We start from the raw sequence: 19,278 nt of genomic DNA on the forward strand, positions 1-19,278 counted from the left end.
TATGTCCGCCGCCTACAAACGCATCCTGCTCAAGCTCTCGGGCGAAGCCCTGATGGGAGATGACGCCTATGGTATCAACGAGGATGTCGTAACCCGCATCGTCTCCGAGATCGCCGAGGTTACACGGCTCGGTGTGCAGGTGGGTGTGGTGATTGGCGGCGGCAACATCTTTCGCGGCATGAAGGGTGCGGCATCCGGCATGGATCGCGCCACGGCCGACTACATGGGCATGCTGGCGACAGTGATGAATGCAATGGCCCTGGCCGATGCGATGCGTCGCATGGACCTCGAGGCTCGCGTGCAATCCGCGCTGCGTATCGACCAGGTCGTCGAGCCTTACATCCGCGGTCGCGCGATCCGCCACCTCGAAGAGGGGCGGGTCGTCATCTTCGCTGCCGGCACCGGCAACCCTTTCTTTACCACCGATACCGCTGCCGCCCTGCGCGGTGCAGAGATCGGCGCCCAGATCGTCCTCAAGGCCACCAAGGTCGATGGCGTCTACACGGCAGACCCCAAGAAGGATCCGAGCGCCCAGCGCTATCATCGCATCAGCTTCGATGAGGCCATCGGCCGCAATCTGGCGGTCCTCGATGCCACGGCGTTCGCGCTGTGCCGTGACCAGAAGCTGCCGATCAACGTGTTCTCGATCTTCAAGCCGGGCGCGCTCAAGCGCGTGGTGATGGGCGAGGACGAAGGAACGCTGGTCCATTCCTGATTACTGGAGAGTGCGCGCATGATTCCTGAACTCAAAAAAACGGCCGAGCAGAAGATGCAGAAGTCGGTCGAATCGCTCAAGACCGATCTCGCCAAGGTCCGCACCGGGCGTGCCCATACCGGCCTGCTCGACCATGTCATGGTCGAGTACTACGGCTCGATGGTGCCGGTGAACCAGGTCGCCAACATCACCCTGATCGATGCTCGTACCATCGGCGTACAGACTTGGGAAAAGCCGATGCTGCCCAAGGTCGAAAAGGCGATTCGCGACAGTGATCTCGGTCTCAATCCGTCGAACATGGGCGAGCTCTTGCGCGTGCCCATGCCCGCGCTTACCGAAGAGCGCCGCCGCGACCTCACCAAGGTCGTTCGCCACGAAGGCGAGAATGCGAAGGTCGCCATCCGCAACCTGCGCCGTGACGCGAACCAGCAGCTCAAGGACGCGGTGAAGGACAAGCTCATCTCGGAAGACGACGAGCGTCGCGCCGAGGATGACATCCAGAAACTCACCGACAAATACGTTGCCGAGATCGACAAGCTGCTCGCGCAGAAGGAACAGGAGCTGATGCAGATCTGATCCGGCCCCGGATCGGCAGTTGCCAGCACGGCGGGACAGGAGGCAGGTCATGGTCGGTAGATTGTTCAGGAGCTCCACAAGGGAGATTCCGGAAGTTGCATCCGTGCCGCAGCACATTGCGGTGATCATGGACGGCAACGGCAGATGGGCGCGCAAGCGTCTGATGCCGCGCGTAGCGGGGCACAGCCGTGGCGTCGAGGCTTTGCGCGCAGTGACCCGGGGGTGCATCGAGCGTGGCGTGGGCTATCTCACCGTGTTTGCCTTCAGCTCCGAGAACTGGAGGCGTCCGCCAGACGAAGTCTCCTTTCTGATGCAGTTGTTCTTGAAGTCGCTGCGCCGCGAGGTCAAGCGCCTGCACGAGAACGGTATCCGTTTCAGGGTCATCGGCGACCTGTCACGGTTCGACTCGCAGTTGGTGGGCGTGGTGCGTGAGGCCGAGGCGCTCACGGCCGCCAACGACCGTTTCCACCTTACTGTGGCGGCAAACTATGGCGGGCGCTGGGACCTCATGAACGCCATGTCGCGCTTGATCGCCAACAACCCTGGGCGTGACGGGGACTTCAGCGAGGATGAGCTCGCAGCCGAGTTGTCGATGAGCTTCGCACCAGAACCTGATCTGTTCATCCGCACCGGTGGCGAGAAGCGGATCAGTAACTTCATGCTGTGGCAGCTCGCTTACACCGAGCTGTATTTCACCGATACGCTCTGGCCCGATTTCGATGAGGCTGCGCTCGACATGGCGATCGACTCCTACCAGGGACGGGAGCGCCGTTTCGGGCGTACCAGCGAGCAGCTCAAGCAAAGCGCTGCCGAACTGCAGGAACCCAATGCTTAAGGATCGCGTCGTCACCGCCTTGTTGCTGCTTGCCGGCCTGCTGGGCGCAGTATTCCTGCTGCCGGCGATAGCCTGGCTTGCCGTGTGCGCGGCGCTATGCGGCCTGGCAGCATGGGAGTGGGGCGGGCTCGCCCGCTTCGATCGGCCCTTGCGCATGTCCACGGCGGTGGTATTCGCGGTGTCCTGCCTGATGCTCGGCTACCTGACCGGGCTTGGTAGCGGCACGCTTGCTGGCACTCCGCTGCTGCTGCCGTTGTATGCGATCAGCGCCTTGTTCTGGATGTTCGTCGTACCGATGTGGTTGCTGCGCAAGTGGCCGCTGGACAAACCGATGCTTGCGTCACTCGTGGGCTTCATCGTCCTCATCCCGACCGCGCTGGCGCTCGCCCACCTGCGCGTCGTCGGGCCGTGGGTCTTGCTTGGTACGATGGCTGTGGTCTGGGTTGCCGACATTGCCGCCTATTTCACCGGGCGCACCCTCGGACGAAACAAGCTTGCCCCAACGATCAGCCCGGGCAAGACCTGGGAGGGCGCGATGGGTGCCGTGGCTGCCGTCCTGCTCTATGGCATCGGCGTCCTCGTCTGGCTCGGCGCAGGCCAGGCGGGCGGTGCGCTGGTGATCGGCCTGGCGTTGGTGACCTGGACGGCGCTCAGCATCATCGGCGATCTGTTCGAATCGCTGCTCAAGCGGCAGGCGGGGCTCAAGGACAGCGGCAGCATCCTTCCCGGGCACGGCGGCATCCTTGACCGGATCGACAGCCTCACGTCCACGCTGCCGATCGTGGCGCTCGTTTTCGTCCTGTTGTCACACTGAGGCCCCGCAGCGGCTGGGCCGCTCATGCTCCTCAGGGCCGCATTTCTCGAGGCTGAACACGCAATGCAGCGCATCACCATTCTTGGGGCGACCGGATCGATCGGCCAGAGCACCCTGGACGTTGTTGGGCGCCACCCCGACCGCTTCGAGGTGTTCGCACTCACGGCGCATCGCCAGGACGACAAGCTGGTCGAGCCCTGCCTGCGCTTTCGCCCCCGCCATGCCGTCGTAGGGAGCCCGGAAGCCGCCCAACGCCTGGCTGCTGCATTACGGGCGCGGGGCTGTCCAACAGAGGTGCTTCATGGCGAGGCTGCCCTTGAGGGCGTCGCTTCAGCTGCTGATGTCGATATGGTGATGGCGGCCATTGTTGGCGCGGCCGGGCTGAAGCCGACGCTGGCTGCTGCGCGGGCCGGCAAGAAGGTGCTGCTCGCCAACAAGGAGGCGCTGGTGCTGTCCGGTGCGATCTTCATGCGCGCAGTAGCCGACAGCGGAGCGCAGTTGCTGCCGATCGACAGCGAGCACAACGCCGTCTTTCAGGCGCTGCCGCAGGGTTATGCCCGGGAGCCGTCGCCTGCTGGGGTGCGGCGCATTCTCCTGACTGCATCTGGCGGTCCGTTTCGCGAGACGCCGCTGGCCAACCTCGAGGCTGTGACGCCAGAGCAGGCGTGTGCGCATCCGAACTGGGTGATGGGCCGCAAGATCTCCGTCGATTCTGCCAGCATGATGAACAAGGGGCTCGAGGTCATCGAGGCCCATTGGCTGTTTGGCGTGCCTGCCGACATGATCGAGGTGGTCGTGCATCGCCAGAGCGTTATCCACTCGATGGTGGAGTACGCGGACGGATCGGTGCTCGCTCAGCTTGGCAATCCTGACATGCGCACCCCGATCGCGCACGCGATGGCCTGGCCCGAGCGCATCGAGGCCGGCGTCAGGCCACTCGACCTGTTCGAGATTGCGCGGCTCGATTTCGAACGGCCGGACTTTGCGCGCTTTCCATGCCTGCGTCTCGCTTTCGACGCGCTGCGCGAGGGGGGCGCCGCAGCCGCGGTGCTCAACGCCGCCAACGAGGAGGCTGTCGCGGCCTTCCTGGATCATCGTATCGGCTTTCTCGATATCGCCCGCGTTATCGAGCGCTGCCTGGAACGCAGTGCCGGCCTTGCGGTCGATTGCCTGGAGGCTGTTTTCGCAGCCGATGCGTGCGCTCGGGAATGGGCGCATGCCGAGATCCGCAACCGAACCCCTGGCCGATGAACCTTCTAGACTACCTCCTTCCGTTTGCGCTCGCGCTGGGTGTGCTCATCCTCGTGCACGAGCTGGGCCACTACCTCGTTGCACGTTGGTGTGGCGTCAAGGTGCTGCGCTTCTCGATCGGCTTCGGCAAGCCTCTGATCGTTCGCCGTGCGGGTCGCGATGGCACCGAATGGGCTCTTGCCGCCTTTCCGTTGGGCGGCTACGTCAAGATGCTCGACGAGCGCGAAGCTGCGGTCGCGCCGGAAGAGCTGCATCGCACCTTCAACCGGCAATCGGTCTACCGCCGCTTCGCAATCGTTGCCGCCGGCCCCCTGGCCAACTTCCTGCTTGCGATCGTGCTCTATTGGGGGCTTTTTGTCGCTGGCACGGACGAGCTGCGGGCGCGCGTCGCACTATCTGAAACGCCGCAGGTTGCCGAGGCGGCGGGTGTGCGTGACGGCGACCTGGTGTTGGCGGTGGACGAACAGTCGGTGCGCAGCTGGCAGGACCTGCGCTGGATCCTGCTGCAACATACGCTCGATCAGCGCGAGGTCGTGCTGCGCGTACGTACGCTCGAAGATGTGGAAGCGTTCCGCAGGCTCGATCTTGCGGGAGTGCGCATTGACGATGACAGTGGCGATCTGATCGCACGGCTTGGACTCAAACCCTGGCGTCCGCAGATTCCTGCAGTCATCGGGCGTCTGGTTGAAGGCGGGGCTGCCGCGCGCGCGGGCCTGCAGTCCGGGGACGAAGTGACTGCGATAGACGGTGTCGCCTTAACGTCCTGGAGTGATCTCGTGCAGATCGTCCGAGACGGTGCGGGGCGTGAGTTGCGCTTCGACCTTCGCCGCGACGCCGCGGCGTTCTCGGTAGTCGTGACGCCCGATGAGGCGAACGAGGGGGGTGCGCGGGTGGGACGCATCGGTGTCGGTGTTGCCGACCCGGCACCTGGCGGGCTGTCGATGTTTGCCGAGGTGCGCTACGGCCCGCTCGAGGCAATGGCCAAGGCGGTGCGCCAGACCTGGGAAACCAGTGTGCTGAGCTTGCGCATGATCGGGCGCATGTTCACCGGTGAGGTGTCGTGGAAGAACCTCTCCGGCCCGGTCACGATCGCCGATTACGCAGGCCAGACTGCGCAACTTGGGCTGAGCCATTACCTCAAGTTCGTGGCCCTGATCAGCATCAGTCTCGGGGTACTCAACCTGCTCCCCATCCCCGTTCTGGACGGGGGGCACTTGATGTACTATACGGTCGAAATCATCAAGGGCGGACCCATTCCAGAACGTGTCATGGAGATCGGTCAACAGATCGGTCTGGCTTTGCTCGTGATGCTGATGGCATTCGCCTTCTTCAACGACATCAATCGTCTCATTTCCGGCTGAACCTCCTGCATGAAACGCAAGCTCCTGCCCGGGCTCGTCATGGCCCTCCTTGCCGCTGCCCCGGCGTTTGCATTCGATCCCTTCGTGGTCAAGGACATCCGTGTCGAGGGTATCCAGCGCACCGAAGCTGGCACCGTCTTCAATTATCTTCCGGTGCGTGTCGGCGACACCTTTACCGAGTCGCAGGCGGCTGACGCGATCCGCGCATTGTTCGCAACCGGTTTCTTCAGCGACGTGCGCATCGAGACCGAAGGCGAGGTCATCGTGGTGGTCGTTGATGAGCGACCGGCGATCGCCGACATCACCTTCGACGGCGTCAAGGAGTTCGACAAGGATGCGCTCAAGAAGGGGCTTCGCGAGGTCGGTCTCGCCGAGTCCCGGATTTTCGATCGTGCTTTGCTCGAACGTGCCGAACAAGAACTCAAGCGTCAGTATCTGTCGCGCGGCAAGTATGCGGCCACGGTGAAGACGACGGTCACGCCGCTCGAGCGTAATCGGGTGGGGATCAACTTTGCCGTCGAGGAAGGCGGTGTCGCCAAGATCCGCCAGATCAATATCGTTGGTGCCAATGCCTTCCGCACCAAGGACCTCATCAGCCAGATGCAGCTCACCACGCCGGGCTGGTTGACGTGGTACACCAAGAATGATCAGTACTCCCGTCAGAAACTGTCGGCTGACCTGGAGAGCCTGCGCTCCTATTACCTGAACCAGGGCTATCTCGATTTCAACATCGACTCGACCCAGGTATCGATCACGCCGGACAAACAGGACATCTACATCACCATCAACATCACCGAGGGCGAGAAGTACACCGTCACCGGCGTACGTTTCACCGGTGATCTCGTCCTGCCTGAATCGGAGTACCTCGCGCTGACGCGTATCCGTCCGGGCGAGACCTTCTCCCGCGAGCGCCTCACCGAGACTACCAAGGCCATCACGGACCGACTCGGCAACGAGGGTTACGCCTTCGCCAACGTGAACGCTGCCCCCGAAGTAGACAAGGAAAAGCGTGAAGTCGAGTTCACGGTTTTCGTCGATCCGGGACGCAGGGTCTATGTCCGTCGGATCAACATCGGCGGCAACACCAAGACGCGCGACGAGGTAGTGCGCCGAGAGATGCGCCAGATGGAAGGCGGTTGGTACGATGCCTCGGCCATCAATCGCTCGCGGACCCGCATCGATCGCCTGGGCTTCTTCGACGAAGTGACCGTGGAGACACCTGCGGTGGCGGGTACCACCGACCAGGTCGACGCCAACTTCACCGTCAAGGAAAGACCGACCGGCAACCTGATGCTCGGCGCTGGCTTCTCGAGTGCCGAGAACATCGTGCTGTCGGCGTCGATTTCCCAGCAGAACCTGTTCGGCAGCGGCAACGCGCTGACCTTTGGCCTGAACACCAGCAAGTCGAGCCGCACACTCGCGTTGTCGTTCACCAACCCCTATTTCACCCCCGATGGCGTGAGCCTGGGCTGGGATGTCTATCACCGCACCTACGACGCCGATGAGCTCGACTCGGTGTCGCCCTACAAGACCGTGTCCACAGGTGCCGGCATTCGCCTGGGATGGCCGATTGCCGAGGATGACCAGGTCAACTTCGGCCTGACCGCCGACCAGACCGAGATCACGACGTACCCGCAGAGTCCCAAGCTCTACAAGGACTTCTGCAAGGACTACGGCGGTTGCAACAATACCGACGGCACCGGTACGGTGACCGTACGCAGCCTGCTGGCGACGGTCGGCTGGTCGCGCGACAGCCGCGACAGCTTCATCTATCCGCGTTCTGGCAGCTATCAGCGCCTGTACGGTGAAGCAACGGTTCCTGTTGGCGATCTGCGCTATGGCAAGCTTGGCTACCAGTACCAGCACTGGTTCCCGATCGGACGTGACTATGCTCTGATGCTCAATGCGGACGTCGGTTACGCGAAGGGCTTTGGTGGCAAGGATGTGCCGTTCTACAAGAATTACTACGTCGGCGGCATCGGCTCGGTACGCGGCTTCGATCAGGGCTCGATCGGTCCGAAGTTCCGCGACACAGACGGTGACGTAACCTCGACCGGCGGTACCCGCAAGGTGGTCGGCAACGCCGAGTTCTTCTTCCCCATGCCGGGCTCGGGTCAGGATCGTTCCTTCCGTATCTCAGCCTTCTTCGATGCCGGCTACGTGTGGGGTGAGGACGAGCGGCCGCTGGGCAGTGACAACTTCGTCAACCAGAAGGTTCGCTTCAGTGACCTGCGCTACAGTACCGGCCTGGCGTTCTCCTGGAGTTCGCCGATCGGCCCCCTCAAGTTCAGTTTCGGTCACCCGCTCAAGAAGCAGGATAACGACGAGATCCAGCGGTTCCAGTTCCAACTTGGCAGTGTCTTCTGACGCGCCGGCATAGAAGAGTTTTCCGGAGGCACATGTGAGATTCATCCCCCTTTCCCTGATCGCTGCAGCGTTGCTTGGGGCGTCCCAGGCTGCAATCGCCGAATCCAAGATCGGCTTTGTCAACTCGGATCGCCTGATGCGCGAGGCGGCTCCCGCCGTCCGCGCTCAGCAACGCCTCGAGAAGGAATTCGAGAAGCGTGACCAGGAGCTCCAGCGCCTGGCCCGCGACCTGCAATCGATGCAGGAAGACCTCGAGCGTAACGCGCCCACGATGAGCGAAAACGACCGCCGCAACAAGGAGCGTACGTTCAACGAGTTGAACCGCGACTTCCAGCGCAAGCAGCGCGAGTTCCGCGAGGATCTCAACCAGCGGCGTAACGAAGAACTGGCATCGGTGCTCGACCAAGCCAACCGCACGGTCAAGCAGATTGCCGAGAGCGAGAAGTACGACATCATCCTTCAGGAGGCGGTCTACGCCAGCCCGCGCATCGACATTACCGACAAGGTCATCAAGGCCCTGTCAGCCGCGAAGTAAGCCCACCGACAGGATGTTCCAGCTTCAGGAAATCGTCGATCGCCTCGGGGGTGATCTGCTGGGCGAACCGGCACTTGCGGTTGCACGCGTTGCCACGCTCGAGCAGGCCGGGGAGGGTGACCTGGCCTTTCTCGCCAACCGCAAGTACGTCGCACAAGCCAGGGCCTGTGCGGCGACGGCGCTTATCGTCAGCCCCGATGCCGTCGAGCAGATGAGTGGTCGCAGCCTCATCGTCACCCCCGACCCTTACCTCTACTTTGCACGCGTCGCCCAACTGTTCAGTCCGCCTCCGGCGGTGCAGCCGGGCGTTCATCGCCTCGCTGCAGTCGCCTGTGCAGTGCCCGGCAGCGTTCAGGTAGGGGCCGGCGCGTCGATTGAAGAGGGGGTCGAGCTCGGCGAAGACGTCGTGATCGGACCAAACTGTCATGTCGGGCGCGGTACCCGGATCGGGCGGGGAACCCGCCTGGCCGCCAATGTCACCATCTACCACGATTGCGTGATCGGTGAAGATTGCATCCTGCATGCCGGCGTGGTGATCGGCGCCGACGGTTTCGGCTTTGCCCGCGAACGTTCGGGTGCGTGGGTCAAGATTCCTCAGGTTGGACGCGTACTCATTGGCAACGACGTGGAGATCGGTGCCAACACCACAATCGACCGTGGGGCGCTCGACGATACGGTTATCGGCGATGGCGTCAAGCTCGACAACCTGATCCAGATCGCACACAACGTACGCATCGGCGATCACACGATCATGGCGGGTTGCGCCGGTGTTGCAGGAAGTGCCCAGATCGGCGCACGCTGCATGATCGGTGGCCAGGCGGGCATTTCGGGGCATCTGAACATCGCCGATGACGTTGTGGTCTCCGCCTGGACTCTGGTTGCCAAGTCGATTCCCAAGGCGGGGGTGTACACCAGCAACCTGCCTCTTCAGACGCACGGCGACTGGGTCAGGAACTTCTCGCATCTACGTCATCTCGACGCGCTCGCCAAGCGAGTGCGCCATCTCGAACAACAGAACAACGACGGTCCCAAGGACCGCGACCCAGGCTGAGCCGTCATGGACATCAAGGAAATCCTGCAGTACCTGCCGCATCGCTACCCCTTCCTCCTTGTGGATCGCATGCTGGAGATCGAGCCGGGCGTGCGTGCGCGCGGCTTGAAGAACGTCACCATGAACGAGCCCTTCTTCCCGGGCCATTTCCCCCACCACCCGGTGATGCCTGGAGTCCTGATCATCGAAGCCATGGCGCAGACCGCAGCGCTGCTTTCGTTCAAGAGCAGTGGCGTCAAGCCCGATGACAACTCGGTCGTCTACTTCGCCGGCATCGACAATGCGCGCTTCAAGCGGCCGGTCGTACCGGGTGACCAGTTGATATTCGACGTCGAGATCACCCAGTCCAAGCGCAACATCTACAAATACAAGGCGCGTGCAAGCGTGGATGGCGAACTCGCCGCAGAAGCCGAACTGATGTGTGCGATCAAGACCCTATGATTCATCCGACCGCGATCATCCACCCCGGCGCCAAGCTCGGGGAAGGCGTCAGCGTGGGGGCCTACTCGTTGATCGGCGAGCATGTCGAGATCGGCGCGGGTACCCGCATCGGCCCGCACGTGGTGGTCGAAGGGCACACCCGCATCGGCCGCGACAACGAGATCTTTCAGTTCTGCTCGATCGGCGCAAGTCCGCAGGACAAGAAGTACGATGACGAGCCTACCCGGCTCGAGATCGGCGACCGCAACACGATCCGCGAGTTCTGCTCCTTCAACGTCGGTACCAGCCAGGATGCGCACGTCACGCGCATCGGCAACGACAACTGGATCATGGCTTACGTGCACATCGCGCACGACTGCCAGGTCGGTAGCCACACGATCTTTGCCAACAATGCGACACTCGCAGGTCATGTGCAGGTGGGCGATTGGGCGATCCTCGGTGGGTTTACCGGGGTACATCAGTTCTGCCGCGTGGGTCCCCACAGTTTTTGTGGCGTCGGTACCGTGCTGCTGCAGGATCTGCCTCCTTTCGTGACGGTTGCCGGCAATCCGGCGAAGCCGCACGGCATCAACAGCGAGGGCCTCAAGCGGCGTGGTTACTCGGCCGAAGGCATTGCAGCGATCAAGCGTGCCTATCGCGCGCTCTATCGCTCCGGCCTGTCCCTGGAGGAGGCTCGTCAAAGCGTCGCCGAGCTCGCTGCCGGGCAATCGGAGGTCCAGCTGTTCTCCGACTTCATCGCGCAGTCGGGGCGTGGCATCGTTCGCTGAGGGTCGGTTTCGGCAATGAAGGTCCGCATCGCGATGGTCGCCGGAGAAACCTCCGGCGATCTTCTTGCCAGTCATCTCATCCGCGCGCTGCGTCAGCACATCCCGGACGCCGAGTTTTTCGGCATCGGTGGCCCCAAGATGCAAGCAGAAGGCTTCGAAGTGCGTTGGCCGAGCGAGCTGCTGGCGGTTCATGGTTACGTTGACGCCCTGAAGCGCTACCGTGAGCTGTCGGGAATCAGGCGGACGTTTCTGGCACAGATCCGCAAGGAGCGCCCGACGGCATTCATCGGCGTCGATGCCCCCGATTTCAACCTGTGGCTCGAGGGGAAGGTGCGCGACGAAGGCATGCCTTCCATCCACTTCGTCAGCCCGTCGATCTGGGCCTGGCGGGGAGGGCGCATAAAGCGCATCGCTCGTTCGGTATCGCACATGCTGTGCCTGTTTCCCTTCGAGCCCGAGATCTACGAGCGTGCTGGCGTTCCGGTGAGCTACGTGGGGCATCCGCTCGCCGACGTGTTCCCGCTCGAACCCGATCGCGCTGAGACACGGGCCCGGCTGGGGGTGCCCGCCAACGCGGCAGTCGTCGCGCTACTTCCTGGTAGCCGCCAGTCGGAGGTGCGCAACCTGGCCGACACCTACATCGCCACTGCCAGGCTACTGCAAGCCGGCAACCCGGAGATCATATTCCTCGTGCCGCTCGCAACGCGGGAAACGCGACAGATCTTTGAAGAGGCGTTACGGCGTAACCAGGCAGCCGATCTGCCAGTGCGGATGCTGTTCGGCCACGCCGTCGATGCGATGACTGCAGCCGACGTTGTCCTGGTTGCAAGCGGCACGGCCAGTCTGGAGGCGGCCCTGCTCAAGCGCCCCATGGTCATCACCTACCGCATCGGCAAGTGGCAGTACAGACTCATGAAGCACATGGCCTATCTACCCTGGGTGGGGCTTCCCAACATCCTGTGTCGCGAGACGATCGTGCCCGAGCTGCTTCAAGACGAGGCGACACCCGACAGACTCGCGGAGGCGGTGGCGGATTGGCTGCGCGACCCTGCACGGCGGGCAGCAGCCGAGAGCCGCTTCCGGGAGCTGCACCTGAGCTTGCGCCAGGATACAGCGCGACGTGCGGCAGAGGCTATTCTGCCTTACCTCGCCAGCACGCGGGCTTGAGAGTGGAACGATGACAAGAGACCTGTTCGCAGCCGCCGACGCGGACGGCGCGCATGTCTGCGGCGTGGACGAGGCTGGACGCGGGCCTTTATGCGGGCCCGTGGTCGCAGCCGCAGTGATCCTTGACCCAACCCGTCCGATCGCCGGCCTAGCCGACTCGAAAAAGCTCAGCGCGGAGGCGCGCGAGCGCCTGGCCACGCAGATCCGCGAGCATGCGCTGGCCTGGGCGCTGGGCGAAGCGAGCGTCGAGGAGATCGATCAGCTCAATATCCTGCACGCAACGATGCTGGCAATGCAGCGTGCAGTGATGGCGCTGAAGCTTCAGCCCGCTCAGGTGCTTGTCGACGGTAACCGCTGTCCGCGCCTGCCGTATGCGGTGCGAGCCATCGTCAAGGGCGATGCGACCGAACCCGCGATCTCGGCCGCCTCCATCCTGGCCAAGACCGCCCGCGACAGCATGATGCGCACCCTCGACCAGAGCTGGCCTCATTACGGACTGGCCCTCCATAAGGGCTATCCAACTCCGGCGCACCTTGCAGCACTTGAGAAGCATGGCGTCGCGCCGTTCTACCGCAGGAGCTTCGGCCCCGTGCGCAGGCTGATTGAGCAGGGCTGCGGAAGCCCTCGGCCATGACGAAGGAGATCAGCTCCCGCGACAACCCGACCGTGAAGCGTCTGCACGCGCTCGCACATTCCGCGCGCGACAGGCGCAAGCACGGCGAGACCTTGCTCGACGGGGTGCACCTGATCGACGCCGCACTCGCGGCAGGCTGGCCGATCAAGAGCCTGATTGTTGCCGCAGGGATCGAGGAGCACGGAGAGATTACCCAACTGCGAGCGAAGGCGCCAGCTGCGGTACAGCAGATCGTGCTCGCCGATACGCTGTTTGCGCACGTAAGCCCGGTAGATACGCCGTCAGGCATTCTGGCGCTCATCGATCTCCCCGCCCCGACCGGCAACTTGCCGTTCAGAGCCGACGTGCTCGCGCTCGATGGCATACAGGATCCCGGCAACCTCGGCACCATTCTGCGTACGGCTGCGGCCGCAGGCGTGCACCATGTCCTGCTTGGAGAAGGTTGTGCCCAGGCCTGGGCACCCAGGGTGTTGCGTGCCGGCATGGGCGCGCATTTCCTGCTCCAGCTCGAAGAGCGGGTGGACCTCCCCAACCGTCTGGTGGACTTCCCCGGCTCGCGCATTGCCACTGCGCTCGGGGAGGGCTCACAGGGGCTCTTCCAGATAGACATCCGAGCGCAGGTTGCCTGGTTGTTTGGTGCAGAGGGGCAAGGCCTGTCATCCGCGCTGCTCGCGATGGCCGACCGCCGCGTCAGTATCCCGATGTGTGCGGGTGTCGAGTCACTCAATGTGGGCGCCGCGGTGGCAGTCTGCCTGTTCGAGCAGGTTCGGCAACGGAGCCTGCGTTAGAATCGTCACGCATTTCGGCCATGGCGACTTGACGTGCGCGGATCCCGGGCGGCATGCTCGGCGCATGAGTCGGCAAGGCGTCGGCGGCGGTCCCGCGCGTGCGCCGGCCGCAGGTAGTGCATCCAACTTTCAGACGGCCAAAGGCCGCATCCTCGACGAGGAGACAGACCCCCATGACGTGTTTCGTCAAGACGGCGCGCGGGCAAGAAGAGCTCACCACACGTAGCGGCAGACTCGGTGCGCGCGCGCGCCGACTTCTGATCCTGGCCGACGGGCAGCGCACACTGGACGAACTGACGCGGCTCTCGGGTGACGAGAACGCCGCGGCCACGCTTCAGGAGCTCGAGGACGGCGGCTTTCTGGAGCGCGTAGCCGCAGCACCCCCTGCAGGGGGTGCCGTACCGACGCCCAACGCCGTTCAAGCGCTCGCGGGCGCCCCGGGCGGAGCCAAGGACTTGCAGATGGCCCGCGATTTCATGATGAACACGCTGCGCACCTTCAACGGCCCCTACGCCAAGCTCGATCTCGTCAAGCGTATCCACGCATCGCGGCGTGAAGAAGAACTGCGTGCACTCTTTGACGAGTGGCTACAGGCGATCACTGAGACGACAATGGGACGCAAGCGCGCTGACGAGCTCTCGGAGAGACTGCTCAAGGTGATGTAGAAGTCTGCTCGAATGACCAGCGGCACGTGTCGCCGACCCCGATCATTGGTTGCGCGCGTTTCGAAGCACGATCGGCGCAGCGAATCGCGCTACCATTCGAGGGCCCTGGGCTTCACGCCTGTCACCGCTCGCTTTGCACATGATCCTCGTCATCTCTCCAGCCAAGGCGCTCGACTACGAGACGCCGCCTACCACCACTGTCTGCACCCAGCCCGACTTCCTCGACGATTCCGCACAACTCATAGACGTGCTGCGCGAGCGCTCGCCCGCACAGATCGCCGAGCTGATGTCGCTGTCGGACCAGCTCGCCAGCCTCAACGTCGCACGCTACGCGAACTGGTCGCTGCCTTTCGATGCCGGCAACGCCAAGCAGGCCGTGCTGGCCTTCAATGGCGATGTCTATGAGGGCCTCGATGCCGGCAGCCTGAGTGCAGAGGACCTGGCCTGGGCGCAGGACCACCTGCGCATCCTTTCAGGCCTCTACGGCGTGCTGCGTCCGCTCGACCTCATGCAGGCCTACCGCCTCGAGATGGGAACGCGGCTTGCCAACCCGCGCGGCAAGAACCTCTACGAGTTCTGGGGCGAGCGCATCACCGCGGCGCTCAACCAGTTGCTCGATGCCGATGCAGCGGGCGGCTGCGAGCGCGTGCTGCTCAACCTCGCCTCGGACGAGTACTTCAAGTCGGTCAAGCCGAAGCTGCTCAAGGCCCGGCTGGTGACGCCGGTGTTCGAGGACTGGAAGGGCGGGCGCTACAAGATCATCAGCTTCTACGCCAAGCGTGCACGAGGCCTGATGAGTCGCTTCGTGATCCGCAACCGCATCGACGAGGTCGACGGTTTGAAGGACTTCGACAGCGAGGGCTATGTCTTCGCCGCAGACGCGTCGGACGCCGACACGCTCGTGTTCCGTCGCCGCGAAGCCTGAATCCACCGCCCGCCTCGTGCGGGCGCAACCGGATAGCGCCAATGAAGATCAGCAGCTGTTTCGATTCCGGTGCAATCGAGGTACTCAGCCTCGACGATCCGCAGGACATCCGCCTGCGCCTGCGTGCGGACAATGCCGCGGCCTTCCACCAGTGGTTCCACTTCCGCCTGCATGGTGCTGCGGGCAGGGCGGTGCGCATGGTGTTCGAGAACGCCGCGGCGGCGGCCTACCCGGACGGTTGGCCGGACTATCGCTGCGTCGCGTCCTACGACCGCCAGCACTGGTTCCGCGTGGAGGGCACGCATTTCCGCGACGGCGCACTGATCGTCGAGCACACGCCCGAGCGCGACAGCGTCTACTACGCCTATTTCGAGCCGTATTCCTACGAACGCCACCTCGACCTGATCGGCCATGTCGCTCAGTCGCCCTTCGCCAGGATCCGTGATCTCGGCAGCACCGTCGATGGCCGCGACCTCGACCTCGTGGTCGTCGGCGATCCAGCGGCGGGGCGTCCGCCGCTGTGGATCATCGCCCGCCAGCACCCGGGCGAGACCATGGCCGAGTGGTTCGTCGAAGGCCTGCTCGAGCGCCTGCTCGACCCTGCGGACCCCGTGGCACGGCGCATCCGCGAACTCGCCGTGCTCTACATCGTGCCGAACATGAACCCGGATGGCGCCGTGCGCGGCAACCTGCGAACCAATGCGGCCGGGCGCAACCTGAACCGCGAATGGCGCGAGCCCGATCCGCTCGCCAGCCCGGAGGTCTTCCTGGTGCGCGCGGAGATGGAGCGCACCGGCTGCGCGCTGTTCCTCGACATCCACGGCGACGAATCGCTGCCCTACGTCTTCTTCTCGACCGCCGAGGAGGTTCCCGGCTTCAGCGCCGAAGCGGCGCGTGCTCAGGCACGCTTCATCGAAGCCTTTGCTGCCGCAAGCCCGGACTTCCAGACCGTCGAAGGCTACAAACCGGGCCGTTTCGGCGAGGAATTGCTGACGCTGGCGAGCAAGTGGGTGGCGCATCGCTTTGGCTGCGTGTCGCTGACGCTGGAGATGCCGTTCAAGGACAATGCCTTGCTGCCCGATCCGGTGGCCGGATGGAACGGCGCCCGCAGCAAGCGCCTGGGCGCGGCGATGCTCAACCCGATCCTGCGCCATCTCATTGACGCAGCAACTTCATCCAGCGCCTGAGTTCCGGCGCAGAAGGTACTCAGGGCGCGGCCGCGGCTCGTAACGAGGTCACGGCAAGGACGGACGGGCAGGGCTCAGCCGCCCGCCTTGCGTCCCAGTTCGGCGAGGATGGCGGCGGCGCAGGCGACGCCGGAACGCACCGCGGATTCCAGCGTGGCCGGATAATCGGAGTCCAGGTAGTCGCCCGCCAGCCACAGGCCGGGCAGGGGCGTGCGAATGCCCGGGCGCAGGATGCCGGGGCGGCAGGCGATGGTGGCGCGCTTCTCGGTGATCACCTGCGACCACTCGGGCGCGGGCAGGCGACGGCCGAGCTGGCGTTCGAGCTGGGCGTGGCAGGCGACGATGAGTGCGTCACGTTCCAGGGCCTCGTGCGGCCCGCTGGCGCTGATCACGCAAGCCATCAGGCCTTCGGGACCGCCGAGCTGGCCGCGGTCGAACGCCCATTGCGCAGGGTCGACTGCGGTTCCTGAGACGAGCCCGATCATCGCCTCGGGCAGGCGCTGGCCCTTGCCGAGGGCGAGGTACACGGTCGTGATCGGCTCATGATCGAGCGCATCGATCTGCTCGACCAGGCGTTCGCAGCCACCCGCGCTGGCCAGTAGCGGGCTCGCATGATAGGGCGCGGTGGCAAGTACGACCTGCGGCCAGGGCTGGCTCCCGGGGTCGCCCTGCAGCCGGTAGCCGCCGGCCACCGGCTCGACCGCCTCGATCGCGTTGCCGGTGCGCAGCTTGCCACGGCGGGTGGCAAGGTAGCGCGCTGCAGGCACGGGGAAGAGTTCGGACAGATCGACGCGCGGCAACAGCAGTTCGCTGGCTGCGGCGCCTGCGGCCAGGCTGTCGCGCAGCACGTTGGCGAACACCTGTGCATCGGCCTCGGCGGCCGGGGTGTTTAGCGCGGCGACGCAGAGCGGTTCCCAAACCAGTTGCACCAATGGCGGCGTCTGGCGCGTTGCCTGCAGCAGGCCGGTAACGGTCATGTCGGCGGGTACGCGGAAGCTGCGCTTCTTGAGCCAGCGCATCAGCCGCAGCATGGCCAGGCGATCGGCCCAGCTCAGGCCGCGCGCGCGCAGCAGTCCGACGGCGAGATGAAAGGGCGCGGGCAGGCTTGCGGCCTTGAGCTGCAGCCGGTCGGGAACGTGCAGGGTGAGCGGCAGGTGTGCGAGCTGCTTGGGCGAGCAGCCAGTGAGACGCATCAGACGGGTGAGCTCGCCATAGGCGCCGATGAGGATGTGCTGGCCGTTGTCTACCCGCCAGTGGTGGTCTTTATGCACCACCCGCGCCCGCCCGCCCAGGGTATGCGAACGCTCGAACACGGTGACATGCACGCCGGCGCGCGCGAGTTCGACGGCACAGGCCAGGCCGGCGTAGCCAGCACCGATGACGGCGACGACGGGGACGCTCATGCGCTCAGCCCTTGAACCAGGTGGTGCCGGCGAGCCAGACCTTGCGCAGCGGCGTCAGCGAGGTGCGCCGATCGAGGACCATGAAGCCATCGGCGGCAATCTCGCGCAGCAGGGTGCGGTAGATGGCGGCCATTACCAGCCCCGGGCGCTGGGCCTTGCGGTCGCTCGCGGGCAACTGGGCGAAGGCCTGATCGTAGAATCTTTCCGCGCGCTCGGCCTGGAAAGCCATCAACGCACGGAAATTGTCCGAGTAGCGCGCCTCGAGGATGTCCTTGGCCGGTACGTTGAAACGCTGCAGATCCTCGATCGGCAGATAGATGCGGCCGCGGCGGGCATCCTCGCCGACGTCGCGGATGATGTTGGTGAGCTGGAAGGCCATGCCGAGGTCGTGCGCGTACTTGAGTGTCTGGCGGTCCTGGTAGCCGAAGATCTCGGCCGCGAGCAGGCCGACCACGCTTGCCACCCGGTAGCAATAGAGTTGCAGCGCCTTGAAGTCGAGGTAGCGGGTCTGCGAGAGGTCCATCGCCATGCCGTCGATGATCTCGTGCAGCTGCTCCTGTGGCAGGTTGAAGCGCGTCAGTACGTCCTTGAGCGCATGGCCGACGGGGTGCGTGGGCGTCCCGGCCCAGGTGCGCTGCACCTCCTGTCGCCACCATTCGAGCTTGGTCTGCGCCAGCGACAGGTCGTGGCACTCGTCTACGACGTCGTCCACCTCGCGGCAGAAGGCGTACAGCGCGGTGATGGCCTGGCGTCGCTCGGCGGGCAGGAACATGAAGCTGTAGTAGAAGCTCGAGCCGCTCTTGGCGGCCTTGTCCTGGCAGTAGTCGTGCGGGTTCATGCGCGGGGTCCGTAGTTCAGTGCGCGCCATGCCAGGCGCAGCCAGTCGCTCTTGCCCAAGGTCGGGCGGCGGGAAAAGACGTCGTAGCCGGTTGCATCCAGGCGCTCGAGGATGCGCAGTCCGCCCAGCACGACCAGGCGCAGTTCCCAGCCGATGCGTCCGGGCAGGGCGCGCGCAAGGCCGGCGCCATCGAGCATCATCGAGCGCGCGCGCCCGGCCTGGAAGGCCATCAGCGCGCGCCAGCGGGCGGTGCCCTCGCCGTCCACGCCATCGAGGCCCTGCGTGCTGGCGCGTTCGAGGAAGACCTCATCGACACCGAAGCGGGCGAGTTCATCCTGCGGCAGGTAGATGCGCGCCTTGCGCCAGTCGATGGCGACGTCCTGCCAGAAGTTGATCAGCTGCAGGCTGGTGCAGATGGCGTCCGACTGACGCAGCTTGTCGGGCGTCGCCGCACCGTAGAGGCAGAGCATCAGACGTCCGACGGGGTTGGCCGAGCGCCGGCAATAGTCGAGCAGCTCGGCGAAGTCGCGGTAGCGTGTCTTGACCACGTCCTGCGCGAAGGCGTCGAGCAGATCGCGAAAGGGCTGGACGGGCAGGCCGTGGGCACGGATGCTTCGTCCCAGGCGGTCGAAGATCGGCACCAGGGTCGGGTCGCGAACCGGGCCGCCACGCGCGCTGGTTTCGAGCGCGAGACGATAGTCGTGCAGGCGGGCCAGACGTTCCACGCTCGCCGCGTCGCCCTCGTCGGCGACATCGTCTGCGCTGCGCGCGAAGGCGTAGATGGCCTCGACCGGCTCGCGCAAGCGCGCCGGCAGCAGCAGGGACGCAACAGGAAAGTTCTCGTAGTGCTCGACCGGCATGACCTGGACTGGGTGCACACCATGCGGGTGCGAATAATAGGGAAGGCGCTTGCCGTGCACAGCGGGCATCGCCTTGCAGGGCGGGCGGAGTATACCGT

20 protein-coding genes are annotated in these 19,278 nt (G+C 64.5%); 17 read left to right on the forward strand and 3 right to left on the reverse strand.

Annotated features, from left to right (window positions below; all coding sequences use genetic code 11):
- Position 1 precedes the first annotated feature (1 nt).
- The 17 genes from pyrH to B447_RS05385 all read left to right on the forward strand — a co-directional run bounded on the left by pyrH (position 2) and on the right by B447_RS05385 (position 16,079).
- Positions 2-715: a UMP kinase gene (gene pyrH, locus B447_RS05305; RefSeq protein ID WP_002929149.1), complete on the forward strand. Its 714-nt coding sequence runs from the start codon at positions 2-4 to the stop codon at positions 713-715.
- Positions 716-733: 18 nt separating this feature from the next.
- Positions 734-1,291 (forward strand): ribosome recycling factor, encoded by a 558-nt coding sequence (gene frr / locus B447_RS05310; RefSeq protein ID WP_002937405.1) that lies wholly within the window; start codon positions 734-736, stop codon positions 1,289-1,291.
- 49 nt (positions 1,292-1,340) lie between these two features.
- Positions 1,341-2,126: a polyprenyl diphosphate synthase gene (gene uppS, locus B447_RS05315; protein ID WP_051018567.1), complete on the forward strand. Its 786-nt coding sequence runs from the start codon at positions 1,341-1,343 to the stop codon at positions 2,124-2,126.
- Positions 2,119-2,940 carry a phosphatidate cytidylyltransferase gene (locus B447_RS05320; protein WP_002937406.1) on the forward strand — a complete coding sequence of 274 codons (822 nt, stop codon included), beginning with the start codon at positions 2,119-2,121 and terminating at the stop codon, positions 2,938-2,940. The genes uppS and B447_RS05320 overlap by 8 nt, the downstream gene beginning before the upstream one ends.
- 63 nt (positions 2,941-3,003) lie before the next feature.
- The gene (gene ispC / locus B447_RS05325; RefSeq protein WP_002929136.1) at positions 3,004-4,191 is read left to right on the forward strand and encodes a 1-deoxy-D-xylulose-5-phosphate reductoisomerase; all 1,188 of its coding nucleotides are present in this window, start codon (positions 3,004-3,006) and stop codon (positions 4,189-4,191) included.
- Positions 4,188-5,552 carry an RIP metalloprotease RseP gene (gene rseP, locus B447_RS05330; protein ID WP_002937409.1) on the forward strand — a complete coding sequence of 455 codons (1,365 nt, stop codon included), beginning with the start codon at positions 4,188-4,190 and terminating at the stop codon, positions 5,550-5,552. Before ispC ends, rseP begins: the two co-directional genes overlap by 4 nt.
- A 9-nt stretch (positions 5,553-5,561) precedes the next feature.
- Entirely contained in the window at positions 5,562-7,919 is a 2,358-nt protein-coding gene (gene bamA / locus B447_RS05335; protein WP_002929132.1) for an outer membrane protein assembly factor BamA, read from the forward strand.
- A 34-nt stretch (positions 7,920-7,953) separates the two neighbouring features.
- Entirely contained in the window at positions 7,954-8,454 is a 501-nt protein-coding gene (locus B447_RS05340; protein WP_002929130.1) for an OmpH family outer membrane protein, read from the forward strand.
- Between the two features lie 13 nt (positions 8,455-8,467).
- Entirely contained in the window at positions 8,468-9,505 is a 1,038-nt protein-coding gene (gene lpxD / locus B447_RS05345; RefSeq protein ID WP_002937410.1) for a UDP-3-O-(3-hydroxymyristoyl)glucosamine N-acyltransferase, read from the forward strand.
- A 6-nt stretch (positions 9,506-9,511) separates the two neighbouring features.
- On the forward strand, positions 9,512-9,946 hold the full coding sequence (gene fabZ / locus B447_RS05350) for a 3-hydroxyacyl-ACP dehydratase FabZ (RefSeq protein ID WP_002929126.1): 435 nt from the start codon (positions 9,512-9,514) through the stop codon (positions 9,944-9,946).
- Entirely contained in the window at positions 9,943-10,713 is a 771-nt protein-coding gene (gene lpxA / locus B447_RS05355; RefSeq protein ID WP_002937411.1) for an acyl-ACP--UDP-N-acetylglucosamine O-acyltransferase, read from the forward strand. The genes fabZ and lpxA overlap by 4 nt, the downstream gene beginning before the upstream one ends.
- A 15-nt stretch (positions 10,714-10,728) precedes the next feature.
- Positions 10,729-11,880 (forward strand): lipid-A-disaccharide synthase, encoded by a 1,152-nt coding sequence (lpxB, locus tag B447_RS05360; protein ID WP_002937412.1) that lies wholly within the window; start codon positions 10,729-10,731, stop codon positions 11,878-11,880.
- Positions 11,881-11,890: 10 nt separating this feature from the next.
- Positions 11,891-12,514, forward strand: coding sequence for a ribonuclease HII (rnhB, locus tag B447_RS05365; RefSeq protein ID WP_002929116.1), 624 nt, complete (start codon positions 11,891-11,893; stop codon positions 12,512-12,514).
- Entirely contained in the window at positions 12,511-13,302 is a 792-nt protein-coding gene (locus B447_RS05370; protein WP_002937415.1) for a TrmH family RNA methyltransferase, read from the forward strand. Before rnhB ends, B447_RS05370 begins: the two co-directional genes overlap by 4 nt.
- A gap of 173 nt (positions 13,303-13,475) precedes the next feature.
- Positions 13,476-13,967 (forward strand): hypothetical protein, encoded by a 492-nt coding sequence (locus tag B447_RS05375; RefSeq protein ID WP_002929111.1) that lies wholly within the window; start codon positions 13,476-13,478, stop codon positions 13,965-13,967.
- A 139-nt stretch (positions 13,968-14,106) separates the two neighbouring features.
- On the forward strand, positions 14,107-14,892 hold the full coding sequence (gene yaaA, locus B447_RS05380) for a peroxide stress protein YaaA (RefSeq protein WP_002929109.1): 786 nt from the start codon (positions 14,107-14,109) through the stop codon (positions 14,890-14,892).
- Between the two features lie 41 nt (positions 14,893-14,933).
- Positions 14,934-16,079, forward strand: coding sequence for a M14 family metallopeptidase (locus B447_RS05385; protein ID WP_002937417.1), 1,146 nt, complete (start codon positions 14,934-14,936; stop codon positions 16,077-16,079).
- Between the two features lie 74 nt (positions 16,080-16,153).
- On the opposite strand, the gene hpnE is transcribed toward B447_RS05385, so the two are convergent.
- Genes hpnE through hpnC form a run of 3 tightly spaced genes read right to left on the reverse strand, consistent with a single transcriptional unit; the run spans position 16,154 to position 19,180 of the window.
- The gene (gene hpnE, locus B447_RS05390; RefSeq protein ID WP_002937422.1) at positions 16,154-17,482 is read right to left on the reverse strand and encodes a hydroxysqualene dehydroxylase HpnE; all 1,329 of its coding nucleotides are present in this window, start codon (positions 17,480-17,482) and stop codon (positions 16,154-16,156) included.
- Positions 17,483-17,486: 4 nt separating this feature from the next.
- Entirely contained in the window at positions 17,487-18,320 is an 834-nt protein-coding gene (gene hpnD / locus B447_RS05395) for a presqualene diphosphate synthase HpnD (RefSeq protein ID WP_002937423.1), read from the reverse strand.
- On the reverse strand, positions 18,317-19,180 hold the full coding sequence (gene hpnC / locus B447_RS05400; RefSeq protein WP_198291751.1) for a squalene synthase HpnC: 864 nt from the start codon (positions 19,178-19,180) through the stop codon (positions 18,317-18,319). The genes hpnD and hpnC overlap by 4 nt, the downstream gene beginning before the upstream one ends.
- Positions 19,181-19,278: the final 98 nt, after the last annotated feature.

Origin of the sequence: Thauera sp. 27 (assembly GCF_000310125.2) — a bacterium.
GTDB classification, from domain to species: Bacteria; Pseudomonadota; Gammaproteobacteria; order Burkholderiales; family Rhodocyclaceae; genus Thauera; species Thauera mechernichensis.